The sequence below is a fragment of the Paenibacillus sp. VTT E-133291 genome (assembly GCF_002264395.1).
Classification (GTDB): domain Bacteria; phylum Bacillota; class Bacilli; order Paenibacillales; family Paenibacillaceae; genus Paenibacillus_AQ; species Paenibacillus_AQ nitricinens.
Genome location: NZ_NFVA01000080.1, coordinates 15,420 through 29,371, shown reverse-complemented (window position 1 = coordinate 29,371; position 13,952 = coordinate 15,420). Strand labels below are relative to the sequence as shown.

Annotated in this window: 17 protein-coding genes; 12 read left to right on the top strand and 5 right to left on the bottom strand. The window is 47.9% G+C overall.

Translation table 11 applies throughout. The annotated features are described in order from the left end of the window. Positions 1–138 precede the first annotated feature (138 nt). The 3 genes from cysT (at position 139) to CA598_RS24715 (ending at position 2,705) form a co-directional block, all read left to right on the top strand. Positions 139–993: a sulfate ABC transporter permease subunit CysT gene (cysT, locus tag CA598_RS24725; protein WP_094878240.1), complete on the top strand. Its 855-nt coding sequence runs from the start codon at positions 139–141 to the stop codon at positions 991–993. A gap of 512 nt (positions 994–1,505) precedes the next feature. Further along, entirely contained in the window at positions 1,506–2,369 is an 864-nt protein-coding gene (gene cysW / locus CA598_RS24720; protein WP_042184404.1) for a sulfate ABC transporter permease subunit CysW, read from the top strand. A gap of 111 nt (positions 2,370–2,480) precedes the next feature. Then, positions 2,481–2,705 (top strand): YezD family protein, encoded by a 225-nt coding sequence (locus tag CA598_RS24715; protein ID WP_042184406.1) that lies wholly within the window; start codon positions 2,481–2,483, stop codon positions 2,703–2,705. A gap of 330 nt (positions 2,706–3,035) precedes the next feature. Here the strand turns inward: CA598_RS24715 and CA598_RS24710 are convergent, their stop codons facing one another. After that, positions 3,036–3,344 (bottom strand): hypothetical protein, encoded by a 309-nt coding sequence (locus CA598_RS24710; protein WP_094874205.1) that lies wholly within the window; start codon positions 3,342–3,344, stop codon positions 3,036–3,038. Positions 3,345–3,600: 256 nt separating this feature from the next. Between CA598_RS24710 and CA598_RS24705 the strand changes: the two genes are divergently transcribed. From CA598_RS24705 to CA598_RS24695, 3 genes are all read left to right on the top strand, one after another. Then, positions 3,601–4,014, top strand: coding sequence for a GNAT family N-acetyltransferase (locus CA598_RS24705; protein ID WP_094878239.1), 414 nt, complete (start codon positions 3,601–3,603; stop codon positions 4,012–4,014). Between the two features lie 216 nt (positions 4,015–4,230). After that, on the top strand, positions 4,231–4,863 hold the full coding sequence (locus tag CA598_RS24700) for an NAD(P)-dependent oxidoreductase (protein ID WP_094878238.1): 633 nt from the start codon (positions 4,231–4,233) through the stop codon (positions 4,861–4,863). A 46-nt stretch (positions 4,864–4,909) separates the two neighbouring features. Further along, complete coding sequence (locus CA598_RS24695; protein WP_094878237.1) at positions 4,910–6,550, top strand: NAD(P)H-hydrate dehydratase; 1,641 nt, start codon at positions 4,910–4,912, stop codon at positions 6,548–6,550. A gap of 7 nt (positions 6,551–6,557) precedes the next feature. Here CA598_RS24695 and CA598_RS24690 read toward each other — a convergent pair whose 3' ends face one another. Further along, positions 6,558–7,013 carry a hypothetical protein gene (locus CA598_RS24690; protein ID WP_094874201.1) on the bottom strand — a complete coding sequence of 152 codons (456 nt, stop codon included), beginning with the start codon at positions 7,011–7,013 and terminating at the stop codon, positions 6,558–6,560. A gap of 32 nt (positions 7,014–7,045) precedes the next feature. Next, positions 7,046–7,945 carry an SDR family oxidoreductase gene (locus tag CA598_RS24685; RefSeq protein ID WP_094878236.1) on the bottom strand — a complete coding sequence of 300 codons (900 nt, stop codon included), beginning with the start codon at positions 7,943–7,945 and terminating at the stop codon, positions 7,046–7,048. A gap of 129 nt (positions 7,946–8,074) precedes the next feature. Between CA598_RS24685 and CA598_RS24680 the strand changes: the two genes are divergently transcribed. The 3 genes from CA598_RS24680 (at position 8,075) to sdaAA (ending at position 10,506) form a co-directional block, all read left to right on the top strand. Further along, positions 8,075–8,656 (top strand): DUF4269 domain-containing protein, encoded by a 582-nt coding sequence (locus CA598_RS24680; RefSeq protein ID WP_094878235.1) that lies wholly within the window; start codon positions 8,075–8,077, stop codon positions 8,654–8,656. 264 nt (positions 8,657–8,920) lie between these two features. Further along, entirely contained in the window at positions 8,921–9,631 is a 711-nt protein-coding gene (gene sdaAB / locus CA598_RS24675; RefSeq protein WP_094878234.1) for an L-serine ammonia-lyase, iron-sulfur-dependent subunit beta, read from the top strand. Further along, the gene (sdaAA, locus tag CA598_RS24670) at positions 9,628–10,506 is read left to right on the top strand and encodes an L-serine ammonia-lyase, iron-sulfur-dependent, subunit alpha (protein ID WP_060626723.1); all 879 of its coding nucleotides are present in this window, start codon (positions 9,628–9,630) and stop codon (positions 10,504–10,506) included. Before sdaAB ends, sdaAA begins: the two co-directional genes overlap by 4 nt. 28 nt (positions 10,507–10,534) lie before the next feature. Here sdaAA and CA598_RS24665 read toward each other — a convergent pair whose 3' ends face one another. Continuing rightward, complete coding sequence (locus CA598_RS24665; RefSeq protein WP_094878233.1) at positions 10,535–10,837, bottom strand: hypothetical protein; 303 nt, start codon at positions 10,835–10,837, stop codon at positions 10,535–10,537. Positions 10,838–10,898: 61 nt separating this feature from the next. On the opposite strand from CA598_RS24665, the gene CA598_RS24660 reads away from it, so the two are divergent. Further along, positions 10,899–11,096, top strand: a complete 198-nt coding sequence (locus CA598_RS24660; RefSeq protein WP_042184438.1) for a YwbE family protein — start codon at positions 10,899–10,901, stop codon at positions 11,094–11,096. 103 nt (positions 11,097–11,199) lie between these two features. Here the strand turns inward: CA598_RS24660 and CA598_RS24655 are convergent, their stop codons facing one another. Continuing rightward, a complete protein-coding gene (locus tag CA598_RS24655) occupies positions 11,200–11,925 on the bottom strand; it encodes an HNH endonuclease (protein ID WP_094878232.1) in 726 nt (241 codons plus the stop codon). Positions 11,926–12,287: 362 nt separating this feature from the next. On the opposite strand from CA598_RS24655, the gene CA598_RS24650 reads away from it, so the two are divergent. Both CA598_RS24650 and CA598_RS24645 read left to right on the top strand, forming a co-directional pair. Next, positions 12,288–12,770, top strand: a complete 483-nt coding sequence (locus CA598_RS24650; RefSeq protein WP_094874195.1) for a hypothetical protein — start codon at positions 12,288–12,290, stop codon at positions 12,768–12,770. A gap of 52 nt (positions 12,771–12,822) precedes the next feature. Further along, positions 12,823–13,842 (top strand): LacI family DNA-binding transcriptional regulator, encoded by a 1,020-nt coding sequence (locus CA598_RS24645; protein WP_094874194.1) that lies wholly within the window; start codon positions 12,823–12,825, stop codon positions 13,840–13,842. The last annotated feature ends 110 nt before the right edge of the window (positions 13,843–13,952 follow it).

The window sequence follows — 13,952 nt, the reverse complement described above, 5'->3', positions numbered from 1 at the left end:
CAATATTCGATGTCGAGTAAGCTTCTTGGGATACTTCGTGATCAAAAGTGGACTTTTTGAACAACCTCATTAAGAGATTTGTCCCTAGTAAGGGGCTGATCGGCTAACCTGCCGAAGGCGAGAAAGGATGAATAGGGGATGAATGTCACCGCAACGACTACAGCTGTATCGGCGACAACGCGACGAAAGATACTACCCGGTTTTGGGATAACGATGGGGTACAGCGTACTTTACCTGAGTCTCGTGGTACTCTTGCCACTCTCAGCATTGCTGTTCAATTCTACTGGGCTGAGCTGGGCGAAATTCTGGGATGTAGCTACTGATCCACGTGTATTGGCTTCGTATCGTGTCAGTCTGTCTACGGCAGCGGCCGCTGCTTTTGTGGATGCTATTCTAGGTCTCTTGCTAGCGTGGGTACTAGTGCGTTACGAATTTCCGGGTAAAAGAATATTTGATGCGCTGATTGATCTTCCGTTTGCTTTACCGACAGCTGTAGCTGGTGTCTCCTTGACGGCTCTTTATGCCACAAATGGCTGGATCGGGGCGTGGCTTGAGCCACTAGGATTAAAGGTGGCATTTACTCCGCTTGGCATTACCCTCGCCTTAATGTTCATCGGAATACCGTTCGTCGTGCGAACGGTACAGCCGGTGCTGGAGGATTTGGACCGAGATATGGAGGAAGCCTCGGCAACCCTCGGTGCAGGCCGCTGGAGATCCTTTCGTTCAGTAGTACTGCCTGAGCTGTTCCCGCCGTTGTTAACAGGCTTTGCTTTGGCATTTGCCCGTGGTATTGGCGAATTCGGCTCTGTCGTGTTCATCTCCGGTAATATGCCGATGAGAACGGAGATTGCGCCTTTGCTTATTATGTCCAAACTGGAGCAGTATGATTATGCTGGTGCTACCGCCGTTGCGTTGCTCCTGCTTCTCATTTCCTTCTTAATGCTGTTAGTCATTAATACGCTCCAGCGTTGGGTGCGTAAGACTTCTCGGTAAGTTATTAGGTTTTGACTCTCTATATTGCAAGTATTTAATTTGGAAGTTTTGTTTTGCTGAGCGATTCTTAGCGAAGCTATAACCGAACAGGTAAATGAAGACTTTATTTTACGAAGCATACTTGCTTCCTTAAAATGCGGAATCCCAAGGCAAATTGAGGATTCGCAGAGTGAATTTTCTTTTAGAGGAGCGATAGCGATCTCGAAGTTTTGAACCAGATAACTGGTAAGAAAGGAACGGAGAGGAATATTGGAACTGTAGAAGCGTTAGCGTTCGCCTTTATCCTCGGATATCTACCGCGGACAGCGGTTCAAATCAGGAAATCTGAGGATAACAGCGATCGGAAGTCCAATATTCCTTGGAAGTGACCTATTACCAGTAATCTTGTTTGAACGATTCCAGCCGCCCGATAACTCCAAAATTCACTCAAAGACGCTTCATATTTCCCGTTGTTCGGCATTTTTCAAAAGCTAATCATGCTTTCGTAAAACCCTTTAAAGGAGGAATCACTTGTGGCAGGCACTATCCCACTCCAAGCCCCCCGGCTGCAGAAGAATACGTCCTCGCCAGCGACAACGGAAACCAAGGCTGTAAAATGGGTATTGATCGGAGCTGCTGGCCTAGTCCTTTTTTGGCTGATTGCCTTGCCTTTGATTGTAGTGCTGACAGAGGCGCTGAAAAAGGGCTGGGACGTATATATAGCTGCTCTGACCGATCCAGATGCCCGTTCCGCGCTGCGGCTGACGTTGCTTGTTGCAGCGATCACTGTTCCACTGAATACCTTTTTTGGCGTAGCGGCTGCATGGGCAGTAACCAAGTTTCGTTTTCGAGGCAAAGGGTTTCTCATTACCTTGATTGATCTCCCCTTTGCAGTATCGCCTGTCATCGGCGGTCTGATCTTTGTGCTCGTCTTCGGCGCTAACGGTTGGTTTGGCCCTTGGCTGAGCGCCCATGATATCAAGATCGTATTTGCGCTTCCAGGCATAGTGTTGGCCACACTGTTTGTTACCTTTCCTTTTGTGGCGCGTGAGTTGATACCACTGATGGAGGATCAAGGGACACAGGAGGAAGAGGCAGCGATAACCCTCGGAGCACATGGGTGGCAAATCTTTTTCAGAGTCACGCTTCCTAATATTAAATGGGGGTTATTATACGGCATTATTTTGTGTAATGCGCGGGCCATGGGCGAGTTCGGTGCAGTCTCAGTCGTGTCTGGTCATATACGTGGGGAGACAAATACACTGCCGCTGCATGTCGAGATTTTGTACAATGAGTATCAATTTTCAGCCTCTTTTGCAGTAGCTTCTCTGCTCCTGTTGTTGGCTTTGGTGACGATGATTATTAAAAGCTGGTTATCACGAAAAAATGCCCATTGACAGTACTTTTGGTTCCGTGCTAAGTTAATTCATAGTATACTGGTTGGTAATAACGGAATTATGAAATTTAGGCGGATATAATCCTTTGGATGGGGAAAGGGAGGCTAGGGAATGGCTAAACCGCTGAAAGTGGATGATTTATGGCTTACGCGGATTGCAGGGCTTCTGGATGATATGGAATTTGGCTCCTTGCACATCGTGGTGCATGAAGGTCAGATTGTTCAGATGGAGCGTACGGAACGCAAACGTTTTGAGAATGGCAATGGCAACGCAAATGGGCGTTACATTAATGAGAGTGGAACCCGGCGGGCCGATTCCCAATCGGCAGGACGTTGATGCAATCTCGGGCAATCATAAAGGGATCAATTATCTTTCTGGATTAAAATTATGGAGTTGCCTCAGCAGCCTTGAAATCCCTGCTGGGGCAACTCCTCTGTTTTTTGATACAAAACACCGCTCGGACTCAGAAGACTCTAAACGCAGTTTTTTGCACATTTGGCATGCTAACGAACCTATAATCGCTATTGGCTTGAAAAACACCAAATAGGTAGCTCTTTTTAATGAATAGCAGCAGTGGAGAAGACAGAGCGCGATTCTTCCGAACATGGAGAAACGCTGCTCTGTTCTCTTTTCACCAAGCAAGCGACCGACGATACAGGCAGTTTTTTAATAACGAGGGGCTTGGCGTGAGGCGGACACACCCTCCATCAGCAGTACGAGCGCAGTGACGCCGTGCATAATCCAGCCTAGGATAGGGATGAACGCTAAAATCGAGGTGATGATACCTAGAACGTTTCCGACGATGGGTCTCCGCTCTCTTTGCAATATAACGATAGCTACTGCGTGTAGCAAAAAGGCAATGGCAAGTGGGACCCAACCATTAGCGATGATAAAGAGTCCACCGATCAACGGCAGAGCCAGAAAGGCTTCATACAGGCATGTTCCCCATTTGAACAGCTTGGCTACAGGAGACATTATGCTTCACCATCCCTTTTAGAGTATTGTTATAAATACTATTCCACACAGTGAGTAATAGGATTCAAGAATATAATACTTACCACTTTGTTGGATGTGTTTGTTTGCTTTATTTTTACTTAATGGTTAACAGATCGGTTCAACCCAACGAAGCCGGCGAGTCTTGCCTGTGTACCATAGAGTCGTATATAGTTGGTACAGCAATGCTGAACGGTGTTAAGCTTGTTTTATCGTATAAAGCTAGGAGGTGAACGGTATGGGGACAACAGGAAAGCTGGATATACGTCATGAATGTCCTTCAGTGGAACAGTATTTAGCGCTGAGAAAAGAGGCTGGACTGAGTGCAATGAGCTCCGAAGGGGCTGCAATAGGGCTGCCTCGTTCTATTTTTGCGGTAACCTTGTACGAGGAGAGTACCTTAATCGGGATGGGAAGGGTGATCGGCGATGGGGGATGCTTTTTTCAGGTCACGGATATCGCAGTGAAGCCTTCATATCAGGGGCGCGGTTTAGGGAAATTGATCATGGGGGAAATCAGGGAGTTCCTTTATACTGTACCGGGCAATTCCTATGTAAGTCTGATTGCAGATGGGGAAGCTTCTAAATTATATGCACAATATGGCTTTGAACCGGTTATGCCACGTTCTCAGGGAATGTTTTTGCGTCGTTAATGCGAGTACATGCTACTTAGTAGAGAGTGCCCCTTGTATTGGTTAAGGGGTTTTTCGTTTGGAAGTTAACTTGTGGGGATTTGATTTCAAGTAGACCTCATGGGATTAATAATGATTAAAGGTTGTAAGGGAAAGCTACAGAGACGAGTATTAAAAAATATAAAAAATAGGAAGGTCGTACGCTGGCCTTACCCGGAAAAAGTGAGGAAAAAACAGATGGATGTTGTAGTATTGGGTGCATCAGGAACGATTGGAAAGGCGATTGTACAGGAGGCTTTAAAAAGAAAACATGAGGTAACAGCTGCGGTACGGAATCCAGAATCAATAACCCTTGAACATGAACGTCTGCATATCACAACTGTAGATGTTCTAAATCCTGCTTCAGTTGCGGCTGCGGTCCGTGGACATGAAGAGGTAATCAGTGCATACGGTCCAGTACTCGGCCAAGAGAAGAATCTGATAACAGCTGCTAAGGCAATTGTAGAGGGAATGCAAGAAGCTGGGCTAAATCGACTGCTGGTTGTGGGTGGTGCAGGTAGTTTGAAGACTGAAACTGGAGAGCTATTGATGGATACGGCAGACTTCCCAGCTGAGATTAGACCATTGGCAGAAGCCCATGCGGAAGCCTATGAAATTTACAAAAATACAGAACTGGATTATACGTATGCCAGTCCTGCTGCGGTAGTTCATTCAGGTCGACGTACAGGCCAATTCCGCATTGGACTCGACCGTCTCGTTTTTGATGAGAATGGCGAAAGTATAATAAGTGTAGAGGATTTTGCTGTTGCTATGGTGGACGAGCTGGAGGAAGGGAATTTTAGCCGGACGAGATTTACTGTAGCGTATTGATATTAAGCTAGATGTGGATTGAAGTGTAGCGGAAAGGGGCCGAACCATGTATCTGGTAACTGCTGAGCAAATGCGACGGCTGGACGGAGAAACGATTCAGCGGCTGGGGATTCCAGCTATTGCGCTGATGGAGAATGCGGGAAGAGTGATCGCAGAGGAGATCGTTGCACTGTGCCGGCGGAGAGGTGGAGAGGGCTGCAGAAATGCAGCCGGATGGGAAGACGCCGGGAAGGATGCCGCGCTGGCTGGCGCGGCATTTCAGGTCAGCGCAGATCATGCGCTGACCCTGGACAATGCCGCCGCCGAGCGATGGTTCATCCTCGTCGGCAAAGGCAACAACGGCGGCGATGGCCTCGCCGCCGCACGGTATCTTCGCGAGACTGGCATCGCCGTCACGCTCGTTTATGCGGTGCCGCCGGAGTCGCTCTCCGGCGAGGCCGCCCTGCAGCGCGATGCGGCTGCAGCCATGGGTCTCCCTGCCGTGGTGTACGGCAGGGATCGGCTGGACCTTGCCGAGTGCAGCGGCATCTTGGATGCGCTGCTCGGCACCGGCGCCGCGGGAGCCCCGCGCGGCGCCTATGCCGAGCTGATTGCCGCAGCGAACAGCAGCGGCAAAGTGATCGTGTCCGCGGACATCCCGAGTGGTCTGAACGCGGACACGGGTGAGACGCATGAGCCTTGCATTCATGCGTCGGTGACGGTTTGCCTCGCGTTTCTCAAGCGAGGCCTCCTGCAGTACTCCGGCGCTAGCGCTGCGGGGCAGGTGAAGGTCCGGGCCATCGGTATTCCTACTGCGTTGGCCCCTGAAAGCGGTGTGCAGGTTCACCTGCTGACACCGGAAGTGCTGCATGCCCATCTGGGCGTAGATCTGGCCCGCCGGCGTTCGCCTGAAGGCCATAAGGGGACTTATGGGCATGTCCTTCTTGTTGCCGGCACCTTAAGAATGAGCGGTGCCGGCCTGCTCTCTGCCCGTGCTGCGCTCCGGGCAGGCTGCGGATTAGTGACATGGGCGCTTCCGCAGAAGCTCTTGCCCTGTATCATCGGTTCTGCCCCTGAACTCATGCTGGCCGATGTTGAGGGTAATGAAGATGGAAGCTGGCAAGCAGGGAGCGTTTCAGAGCTACTGAAGCTAAGTAAAGAGCGAGATGTTCTAGCCATTGGTCCCGGTCTTGGTCGATTCGAGGCGGATACAGAATGGCTTCGCAATCTCTGGGAAGGGACGGATTGTCCTCTGGTGATCGATGCGGATGCTTTAAATATATTAGCTGACGCTGATTACAAGAGCTGGGCAAGTAGACGCCATCCGGTGATTCTGACGCCTCATCCAGGCGAGATGGCCCGTCTTGCTAGTACAACAACAGCTCAGGTGCAACGGGACCGCATCTGTCTGGCTATGGGATATGCGAAAGAGCATGGGGTTACGCTTGTATTAAAAGGAGCCCATACGGTAATAGCAACGCCTGAAGGACAAGCTTATGTAAACACCACAGGCCATCCCGGCATGGGCACTGGTGGAGCCGGTGATGTGCTAACGGGCATCATTTCCAGCCTGCTGGCTCAGGGATTGAATGAGGCGCAGGCAGCAGCTTTTGGTGTATATCTACACGGATTAGCCGGGGAGAGAGCCGCCCGTCAGCGGAATAATCCAGCGGGTATCATTGCCGGTGATATCATAGAAGCACTCTGAGTGCAGCTTATAACAGCAGTAAGCAGAGCAGCGGTAGAAAAAGTGCAAACACTGGCAGTAACAGAGGGGAACGCTCTACACCCAGTTGCGTCACTCGTAGCAGCAACAGTCCCAAAATTCCAGCCAGGCCCCATAGCAGTAGCTCTGCACCTTGTTCTGCTGCCAGCCATAGACCTGCACCGAAACCTGCGGCTACGTATACAACAAGGGAAACGATGTGGGATGTGGAACGCAGGAGGCGCAGCAGAACATCGGCTACCAGTGCGGCTGGCAGTCCATAAGCGTAAATCGCATAGGGGATCGAAAGAGGCCAACCCTCAGGTATGCCGTTATGTTGTGGAAACCCAAGCATAAGTAAGGAGATAAGGACGTATGTTAGCCCTGCGCAGGCTAATTTTGTTAAGGCATACATGCCACTTGTTAAACGGACAGAAGGAATATCATAATCGGGCATCTTATTCATAGGTATACATTCCTCTCGTGGTGTATTGTGTATCAGCTGGTGACCATATCTCCACCGTTGACATGTATACATGTCCCGGTAACATATGAAGAATCAGGGCCCGCTAAAAAGAGATATGCTCCTGCTAGCTCATAAGGCTGTGCAGCACGTTTAAAAGGTGTATCTGTACCAAAGATACTAACTTCCTCTGCAGAGTAGCTTGAGGGAATCAGTGGGGTCCATACCGGACCGGGAGCTACACTGTTGACGCGGATGCCAGCGTCTACGAGAGACAAGGCTAAAGAGCGGGTAAAAGAGACCACCGCCCCTTTGGTGGAGGAATAATCTATGAGCTCTTTATTTCCTTGATAGGCAGTAATGGAAGCGGTATTAATGATGGATGCACCTTTTTTAAAATGTGGAAGTGCGGCTTGTGTGAGATAAAAGAATGGGAAGATATTCGTCTGAAACGTCTGGTACAATTGCTCTTCTGTAATATCCAAAATACTTTTCTGGGGATATTGGACCCCGTGATTATTGACCAGAATGTCCAGCTTGCCGAAGGTGCGGATCGTATACTCCACAGCCCTGAAGCAATTCTCCTTATGGCGTAAATCAACTTCAATCCTTAAACAGCGTTGCCCTAATTCTTCGATCCGCTTTTGAGTGACTTCTGCATCTGAGGCTTCGTATAAATAAGCTATAGCAATGTCTGCACCTTCTTTGGCAAAAGCAATGGCTGCCGCTTTCCCAATTCCGCTGTCGCCTCCGGTGATGAGTGCAACCTTTCCCTTCAGTTTTCCACTGCCGATAATTTCAGGGTTTTCACTGATGGGACGAGGATTCATCAGACTTTCCAGGCCCGGCTGACGATCTTGATGCTGTGGAGGAAAAGCAATAGGCTGCTCTTTACATACTGTCTGCTCCCCATAATAGGGGTAGATGGGATTCATTTTTTTGAAATACCCTCCTTGCATTCTATCTTCCGTATATTTCTATGCATGCGCCCAGAAAAGCGTGCGCTGTCATCAATACATACATATGCGTTTATAAACCCGAGTCGGAGGAGGCGCTTGTCCAGAATGAATGATTGGCGAAATGTTGATTATCTGATTCATGGAACCGCGGTTCAGAAAGAGGTCTATAACCTTCTTTTAGAGCTGGATATTATGAATTTTCTAACAGACTATAACCCTTTGTTGGTTGGGACAATACCGCTTGGAATTCAAGTGGAGGGCAGCGATTTGGATATCATTTGTGAGGTTTATGATCCTATGAAGTTTAAAGCGCTAGTTGTTCGATATTTTGGAGCCATGGAGGGGTTTGTTAGCGAATCACGAGTGGTTCAAGGCATTCCTCGAACGAAAATTAACTTTATGGTAAAGGGCTGGCCTATCGAACTGTTTGGACAGCCGAGGCGAACGGAGCTCCAGAATGGTTATTTGCATATGATCGTTGAAGCTGAAATTTTAGCTCAGATGGAGGATGATTTTCGCGAACGGATCATTCTTTTAAAATCAAGCGGATGGAAGACAGAGCCTGCCTTTGCGAAAGCTATGGGATTAGAGGACGATCCTTACGAAGCGCTGCTGGAGCTGGAAAAGCTTCCTCGGAGCACACTTCATGCTTTATGCCATGCTGTTCAAGCGAGGGAACAAGTATGATTTATAGGAAAATGGTTGCGGATAATTATGAAGCTGCATATCAGCTGTGGGAGCATACTGAGGTAGTATATAGGTGGAATTATGCTGTATTCTCAGGATATCTTGTGATACTCAGGACAAAATAGAAAATGCTCCCCTCCCTCTGAATACGCAATATAAGATATATATTTATCACAGCAAATGTCACGGTGAACTCCGACTGCTAGTGCAGTATACTATATAGGAGTACGATAATTGCCTATTCTTGCAGGCAGGAGGTCTTTTATGCGTTTTAAAGATGTATTTTCAATTATTGGTCCGGCAATGGTCGGTCCTTCAAGCTCACATACCGCTGGGGCGGCACGGATCGGGAGGGCTGCAAGGCAGGTGTTGGGTGAAGTGCCGCGTGTGGCTGAAGTAACGTTTTTTGGTTCTTTTGCAGCAACTTATCAGGGACATGGCACAGATCGGGCGATTGTTGGAGGGTTACTTGATTTCACTACCGACGATCATCGGCTTCCAGATTCCCTAGAACTGGCGGTCGAAGCAGGGATGGAGGTTTCTTTTAAGCAAGGAACAGGTCTGTTCCCACATCCGAACACGGTTAAGCTGCATCTCATCGGACAAGAAACAGGAAGCAAACTGACGCTAACAGGGACATCTATTGGTGGAGGAAACATCGAAATTGTTGATATCGACGGTTTTGGGGTGAAGCTTACAGGAATCTATCCGACGGTTCTGATTAATCATATGGATTATTTAGGTGTTCTGGCAAGTGTTACGGAAGTGATGCGTAACGGACAGTTTAATATAGGGCATATGTCTCTGGATCGTAAGAATCGTAGTGGTGCAGCCTTAACGGTGCTGGAGCTGGATGAAGCGGCTACACCGGAGCTTATTCAAGCGCTTAAAGCGCTCACTGCTGTGAAATCCGTGAAGCTGGTTAATTTAAACGAAGGTAAGCAAGATGACAAGGGGAAGGAAAGTTTAACATGAATTTTCAAACACTTAGCGAGCTGGCTGTATTATGTGAGGAACGGGGTCTCACGATTGGAGCACTTATGCTCGAAGAGCAAAGCGCGGAATCTGGACGTTCCAGTGATCATGAATTTTCCACAATGCGTGAATATTATGGCGTGATGAAAGAGGCTGTTCACCGCGGAATGAATGAGGATACAACTTCGCGCAGCGGCCTTACAGGTATGGATGCCCAGCGTGTAGGCGCATATAACGCGGCTGATGAGCCATGCCTAGGTGGACCTGCAGGTCAAGCTATGGCTTACGCGCTGGCTGTATCCGAAGTGAATGCTTCTATGGGCCGGATCATTGCGACGCCTACTGCTGGTTCATGCGGGATTATTCCGGGTGTATTTCTCAGCTGTCAGGAACGGTTTGGCTGGGATGATGACTACATGGTATCCGGATTGTTCGCAGCCGGGGCTATCGGTTATGTCATCGCCAATAATTCCTTTGTATCGGGTGCGGAAGGCGGCTGTCAAGCTGAGGTAGGTTCTGCCATTGGGATGGCAGCAGGCGCGTTAACCGAGCTACGCGGCGGAACGCCTGCACAAGCAGTGCATGCTGTCGGGCTAGCCCTTAAGAACACTTTAGGCCTGATTTGTGATCCGGTTGGCGGACTTGTAGAGATTCCTTGTATTGTTAGAAACGGATTCGGTGCAGTTACCGCACTTGCCGCCGCAGATATGGCACTGGCTGGTGTTCGTAGTGTGATTCCTTCCGATGAAGTTATCAAGGTTATGCTCGAGGTAGGCTCAGCTATGCCAGAGAAACACCGAGAGACTGCAGGAGGCGGTTTAGCACAGACCCCTACCGGCCGTAAAATCATGCAGGATTTACGAAAAAAGAAGTAATTAATACGTCTCAAATCACAATTTGTATTTAGAGCATTTTGAAACGTTCCAGCTGATCCCATAAACCTTCTTGCCGAAGGATTTCTGCCTGCCTTGGTCCAATGAGGTCGAAGTGGGGAAACGATGAACGATTATGAATATATTGGGCAGGCAGCCCATTCTTCTCGCACCAATGTTTCAGAGTGGTAAGATCACTACAGCCCACCTTGGTGACGGTAGTGATGCCAGGAAAACGAGGATCCAGCCAATAATGAGTCAAGAAGGCGATCTCTCCTGCGGAGACCGCTTTTTTCCAACGGGTTAATTCTTCTCTGTTGATGCCGAAGGCCATAATGTCTCATCCTTATCTATTGTTGTTGACAACATTATAACCCATGAAAGGGGATTATTTCATGAACGGACAAGTAAGAGCGGATATTCGTCCTGGGCTTGAAGTGGATATTGTACTTAAGCAGGATCAGCCTACAGGCAAGCTAACACACGGTACGGTGAAAGATATTCTCACGAACTCGCCTCGGCATCCGCACGGCATTAAGGTCAGATTGACTAGCGGACAGGTAGGACGAGTTAAGAATATTACAGGCAACTAAATAAACTACACTTCTCCACATTAAAAAGCGACCCTAACCTCGGAGGCTGTTCTGTTCACGGAAACAGAACAACCTCCGAGATTAGGGCTTTTTGATTGAGTTGTTATATTCGGCCCATAAAATCCTCAACAGATTTATCAGCTTTAGTCTGATTACATAACGTGCAAGCACAGACACAATTATCTGGGGTTGTATGACCACCTTTAGCACGTGGCAGTAAATGGTCGATGGTGTCTCCATAAGCGCCGCAGAAGTAGCAGGTATAATTGTCTCTGGCTAGTATATAAGCGCGAAAATCCTTATTACTATACAATCGTCGAATCGTTCGACGGTTTACAACGATAGCGGCATGTTCCCTGACGAGGGTAATTGCAAGCGCTAGATCGATCTCCTGATGCCAGCGCCGTCCCTTGTCGCTATGACCGCGCATTAGAATCATCCCTTTGGCAGAAGGAATCAATTGGGTTGGATCTTCGGGATTTAGCTTTGTGCCTTGAGCATGCGGCCTTTTTCTTCGCTGCTCCAAACCTCGTACGCGTCGGTTCGGATTAGATTGTCCTGAAGAAGCAGCAGCGGAAGACGGCTTTCCCTCTTTGGGAAGCTCCAATAGAGTGTGCTGATGGGTTTGGATCGTATCAAGCTTCACCAGTAAGGGGTTTGCTGTGAGTTTTATATTTAGTGTTTCCCGTTGCTTGCGACATTCACGGCAGGCACCACGGCGTGACTGCCCCTTGGAACGTTTGCCTGTACGTCTGCGAAATTCTGTGAGCGGCTTTAGCTTGTGGCAATAAGCACACTGCTTGGTAGATAGAAGGTCGGTATCGTTCATAGGTATGTTAGGTGCAGCGCATGTGTACGCATGTCCTGTCTCCTTGTTTTTGAAATATAAACTATAAGTTCCACACCATACTTTATGTCTTGGCTTTCTCGCTTATAAGGACGTAGAAGTTGTTTATGCTTTGGATTCAATGATGTTTATTAATGAGTTCCGTTAGGTGAAATGTAAGCTTCTAAACTTAGTATAACGTAAAGCGCTGCTGTTCACATCGTACGTAAAAAAACCGTAAACACAGCCAAATTTGTGATATGCATCTCGGTAACAAACAGGGAAAACTTGTAAAATAGAAAGAAGGGCAGATTCGTTATCTAGATAGGGTTGCTCTAATTCTTATTTGGAAATGGGGAAGTGAAATGGAATTAACGAAGGGAAGGCCGGGTACAGTAACATGGCTTTATATTCTTCTTATTTTTTTGGGGGTTGGAGCGTTAGGAGGGGGCGGTGCTCTTGTAATAGATCCAAGCGGGGATCTAATGAAAATGCCGACTTCTATGCTGGAAAGATCGCCATTCTCTGATTTTTTATTCCCGGGTATTCTGCTATTTATCGTATTTGGTCTACTACCCATCTTCGTTGTTTATGGTCTGGTCAAGAGACCTCAGTGGCACTTGGTGGAACGATTAAATCCGTTCAAGAAATTATATAGCTTCTGGGCTTTGTCTCTGTATATCGGGTTTGGGCAAATCATTTGGATAACGGTGCAGACGTACATGCTGAATAGTGTTGCAATTATACATCTGATCTATATGAGTCTAGGGCTGTTGATTCAGGCCGTTACACTACTCCCCTCTGTACAAAGCTACTTTTCGCTGGACGGCGGTACGGAAAGACGTTAAAATTGCAGTGAACAAAAGGCATTTCATTTGTCAGGGCAAGGAGCGAGCCGATTTGACAACGATATACGATATTGCCAAAAGAACCGGTTACTCTCCAACAACGGTTTCTAAGGCGTTTAATAATTATTCCGATGTACGTGAGAAAACTCGTCAGGAAATATTCCGGGTTGCCCAAGAAATGGGATATTTACCGAATTCACATGCCCGTACACTGACCACTAAGAAATCGTGGACCATCGGTGTGCTATTCGTAGAGAATACGGGATTTGGTATTCGCCATCCTTTTTTCAGCGCTGTGATCGAGAGCTTTAAGAAGGTTGCTGTTGAAAAGGGTTATGCCCTCATGTTTATCTCCAAGGATGTTGGCGGTAAGCAAAGCGGTTATTTAGAGAATTGCAGAATTCGTGGCGTAGACGGCGTTGTTGTCTTCTTGTCCGATTATGAAGATCCGTATTTCCGTGAACTGCTTGAGAGTGATATTCCTACCGTCATTATGGATTTTGAGACTTCTGAGACGCATACGGTATGCTCAGATAATACATCTGGAGCCCAGCTGGCAGTGGAGTATCTAGCCTGCTTGGGGCATCGCAAGATTGCCCATATATCCGGAGGTATGAACACGTTTCCAGGGAAAATGCGGGAGCTGGGATACAAGACCGCCATGAAGCAACGAGGGTTTAAAGTGCCTAAGTCCTATGTAGTAAACGGAGCCTTTTATTCTCGGGAAAGTGGCTATAACGCGATGCTGGAGCTTCTTAAGCTCCCTGAGCGTCCAACCGCCGTCTTTGCTTCGGGTGACTTACTAGCCTTAGGGGCTATTATGGCCGCTAAAGATAGTGGACTTTCCGTACCGATGGATATTTCAGTTATGGGTTACGATGACATCGATCTTGCCGAGTATGTTTCACCTGCGTTGACAACGGTGCGTCAGGACACGGAACTTCTTGGAAGCCGAGCAGCAGACATTCTTTTAACTACAATTGAGGGTAAAGTGTTAGATAAGGAAGCGATTTTAGTTCCGGTGGAAGTGGTTGTACGGGAATCCTGTGCACCTCCGACTAACGGATATTAGTCCGATAACTTGACGAACTGAAAAGAGTCCTGCTAAAGTAAAAGACAGTATAGCTTTGAATTGTTCATATGAGATGAAATAGTGGTATTTGGCACATCTTATTTAGTGAG

What these genes read in the sequence shown, in the direction of transcription:
- CA598_RS24660 (WP_042184438.1), top strand. Translation starts at nt 10,899, where the DNA reads ATGAACGGACAAGTAAGAGCGGATATTCGTCCTGGGCTTGAAGTGGAT.
- CA598_RS24700 (WP_094878238.1), top strand. Translation starts at nt 4,231, where the DNA reads ATGGATGTTGTAGTATTGGGTGCATCAGGAACGATTGGAAAGGCGATT.
- CA598_RS24715 (WP_042184406.1), top strand. Translation starts at nt 2,481, where the DNA reads ATGGCTAAACCGCTGAAAGTGGATGATTTATGGCTTACGCGGATTGCA.
- CA598_RS24680 (WP_094878235.1), top strand. Translation starts at nt 8,075, where the DNA reads ATGAATGATTGGCGAAATGTTGATTATCTGATTCATGGAACCGCGGTT.
- cysT (WP_094878240.1), top strand. Translation starts at nt 139, where the DNA reads ATGAATGTCACCGCAACGACTACAGCTGTATCGGCGACAACGCGACGA.
- CA598_RS24690 (WP_094874201.1), bottom strand. Translation starts at nt 7,013, where the DNA reads ATGAATAAGATGCCCGATTATGATATTCCTTCTGTCCGTTTAACAAGT.
- CA598_RS24710 (WP_094874205.1), bottom strand. Translation starts at nt 3,344, where the DNA reads ATGTCTCCTGTAGCCAAGCTGTTCAAATGGGGAACATGCCTGTATGAA.
- CA598_RS24665 (WP_094878233.1), bottom strand. Translation starts at nt 10,837, where the DNA reads ATGGCCTTCGGCATCAACAGAGAAGAATTAACCCGTTGGAAAAAAGCG.
- CA598_RS24705 (WP_094878239.1), top strand. Translation starts at nt 3,601, where the DNA reads ATGGGGACAACAGGAAAGCTGGATATACGTCATGAATGTCCTTCAGTG.
- CA598_RS24655 (WP_094878232.1), bottom strand. Translation starts at nt 11,925, where the DNA reads ATGAACGATACCGACCTTCTATCTACCAAGCAGTGTGCTTATTGCCAC.
- CA598_RS24650 (WP_094874195.1), top strand. Translation starts at nt 12,288, where the DNA reads ATGGAATTAACGAAGGGAAGGCCGGGTACAGTAACATGGCTTTATATT.
- CA598_RS24685 (WP_094878236.1), bottom strand. Translation starts at nt 7,945, where the DNA reads ATGAATCCCATCTACCCCTATTATGGGGAGCAGACAGTATGTAAAGAG.
- sdaAA (WP_060626723.1), top strand. Translation starts at nt 9,628, where the DNA reads ATGAATTTTCAAACACTTAGCGAGCTGGCTGTATTATGTGAGGAACGG.
- CA598_RS24695 (WP_094878237.1), top strand. Translation starts at nt 4,910, where the DNA reads ATGTATCTGGTAACTGCTGAGCAAATGCGACGGCTGGACGGAGAAACG.
- sdaAB (WP_094878234.1), top strand. Translation starts at nt 8,921, where the DNA reads ATGCGTTTTAAAGATGTATTTTCAATTATTGGTCCGGCAATGGTCGGT.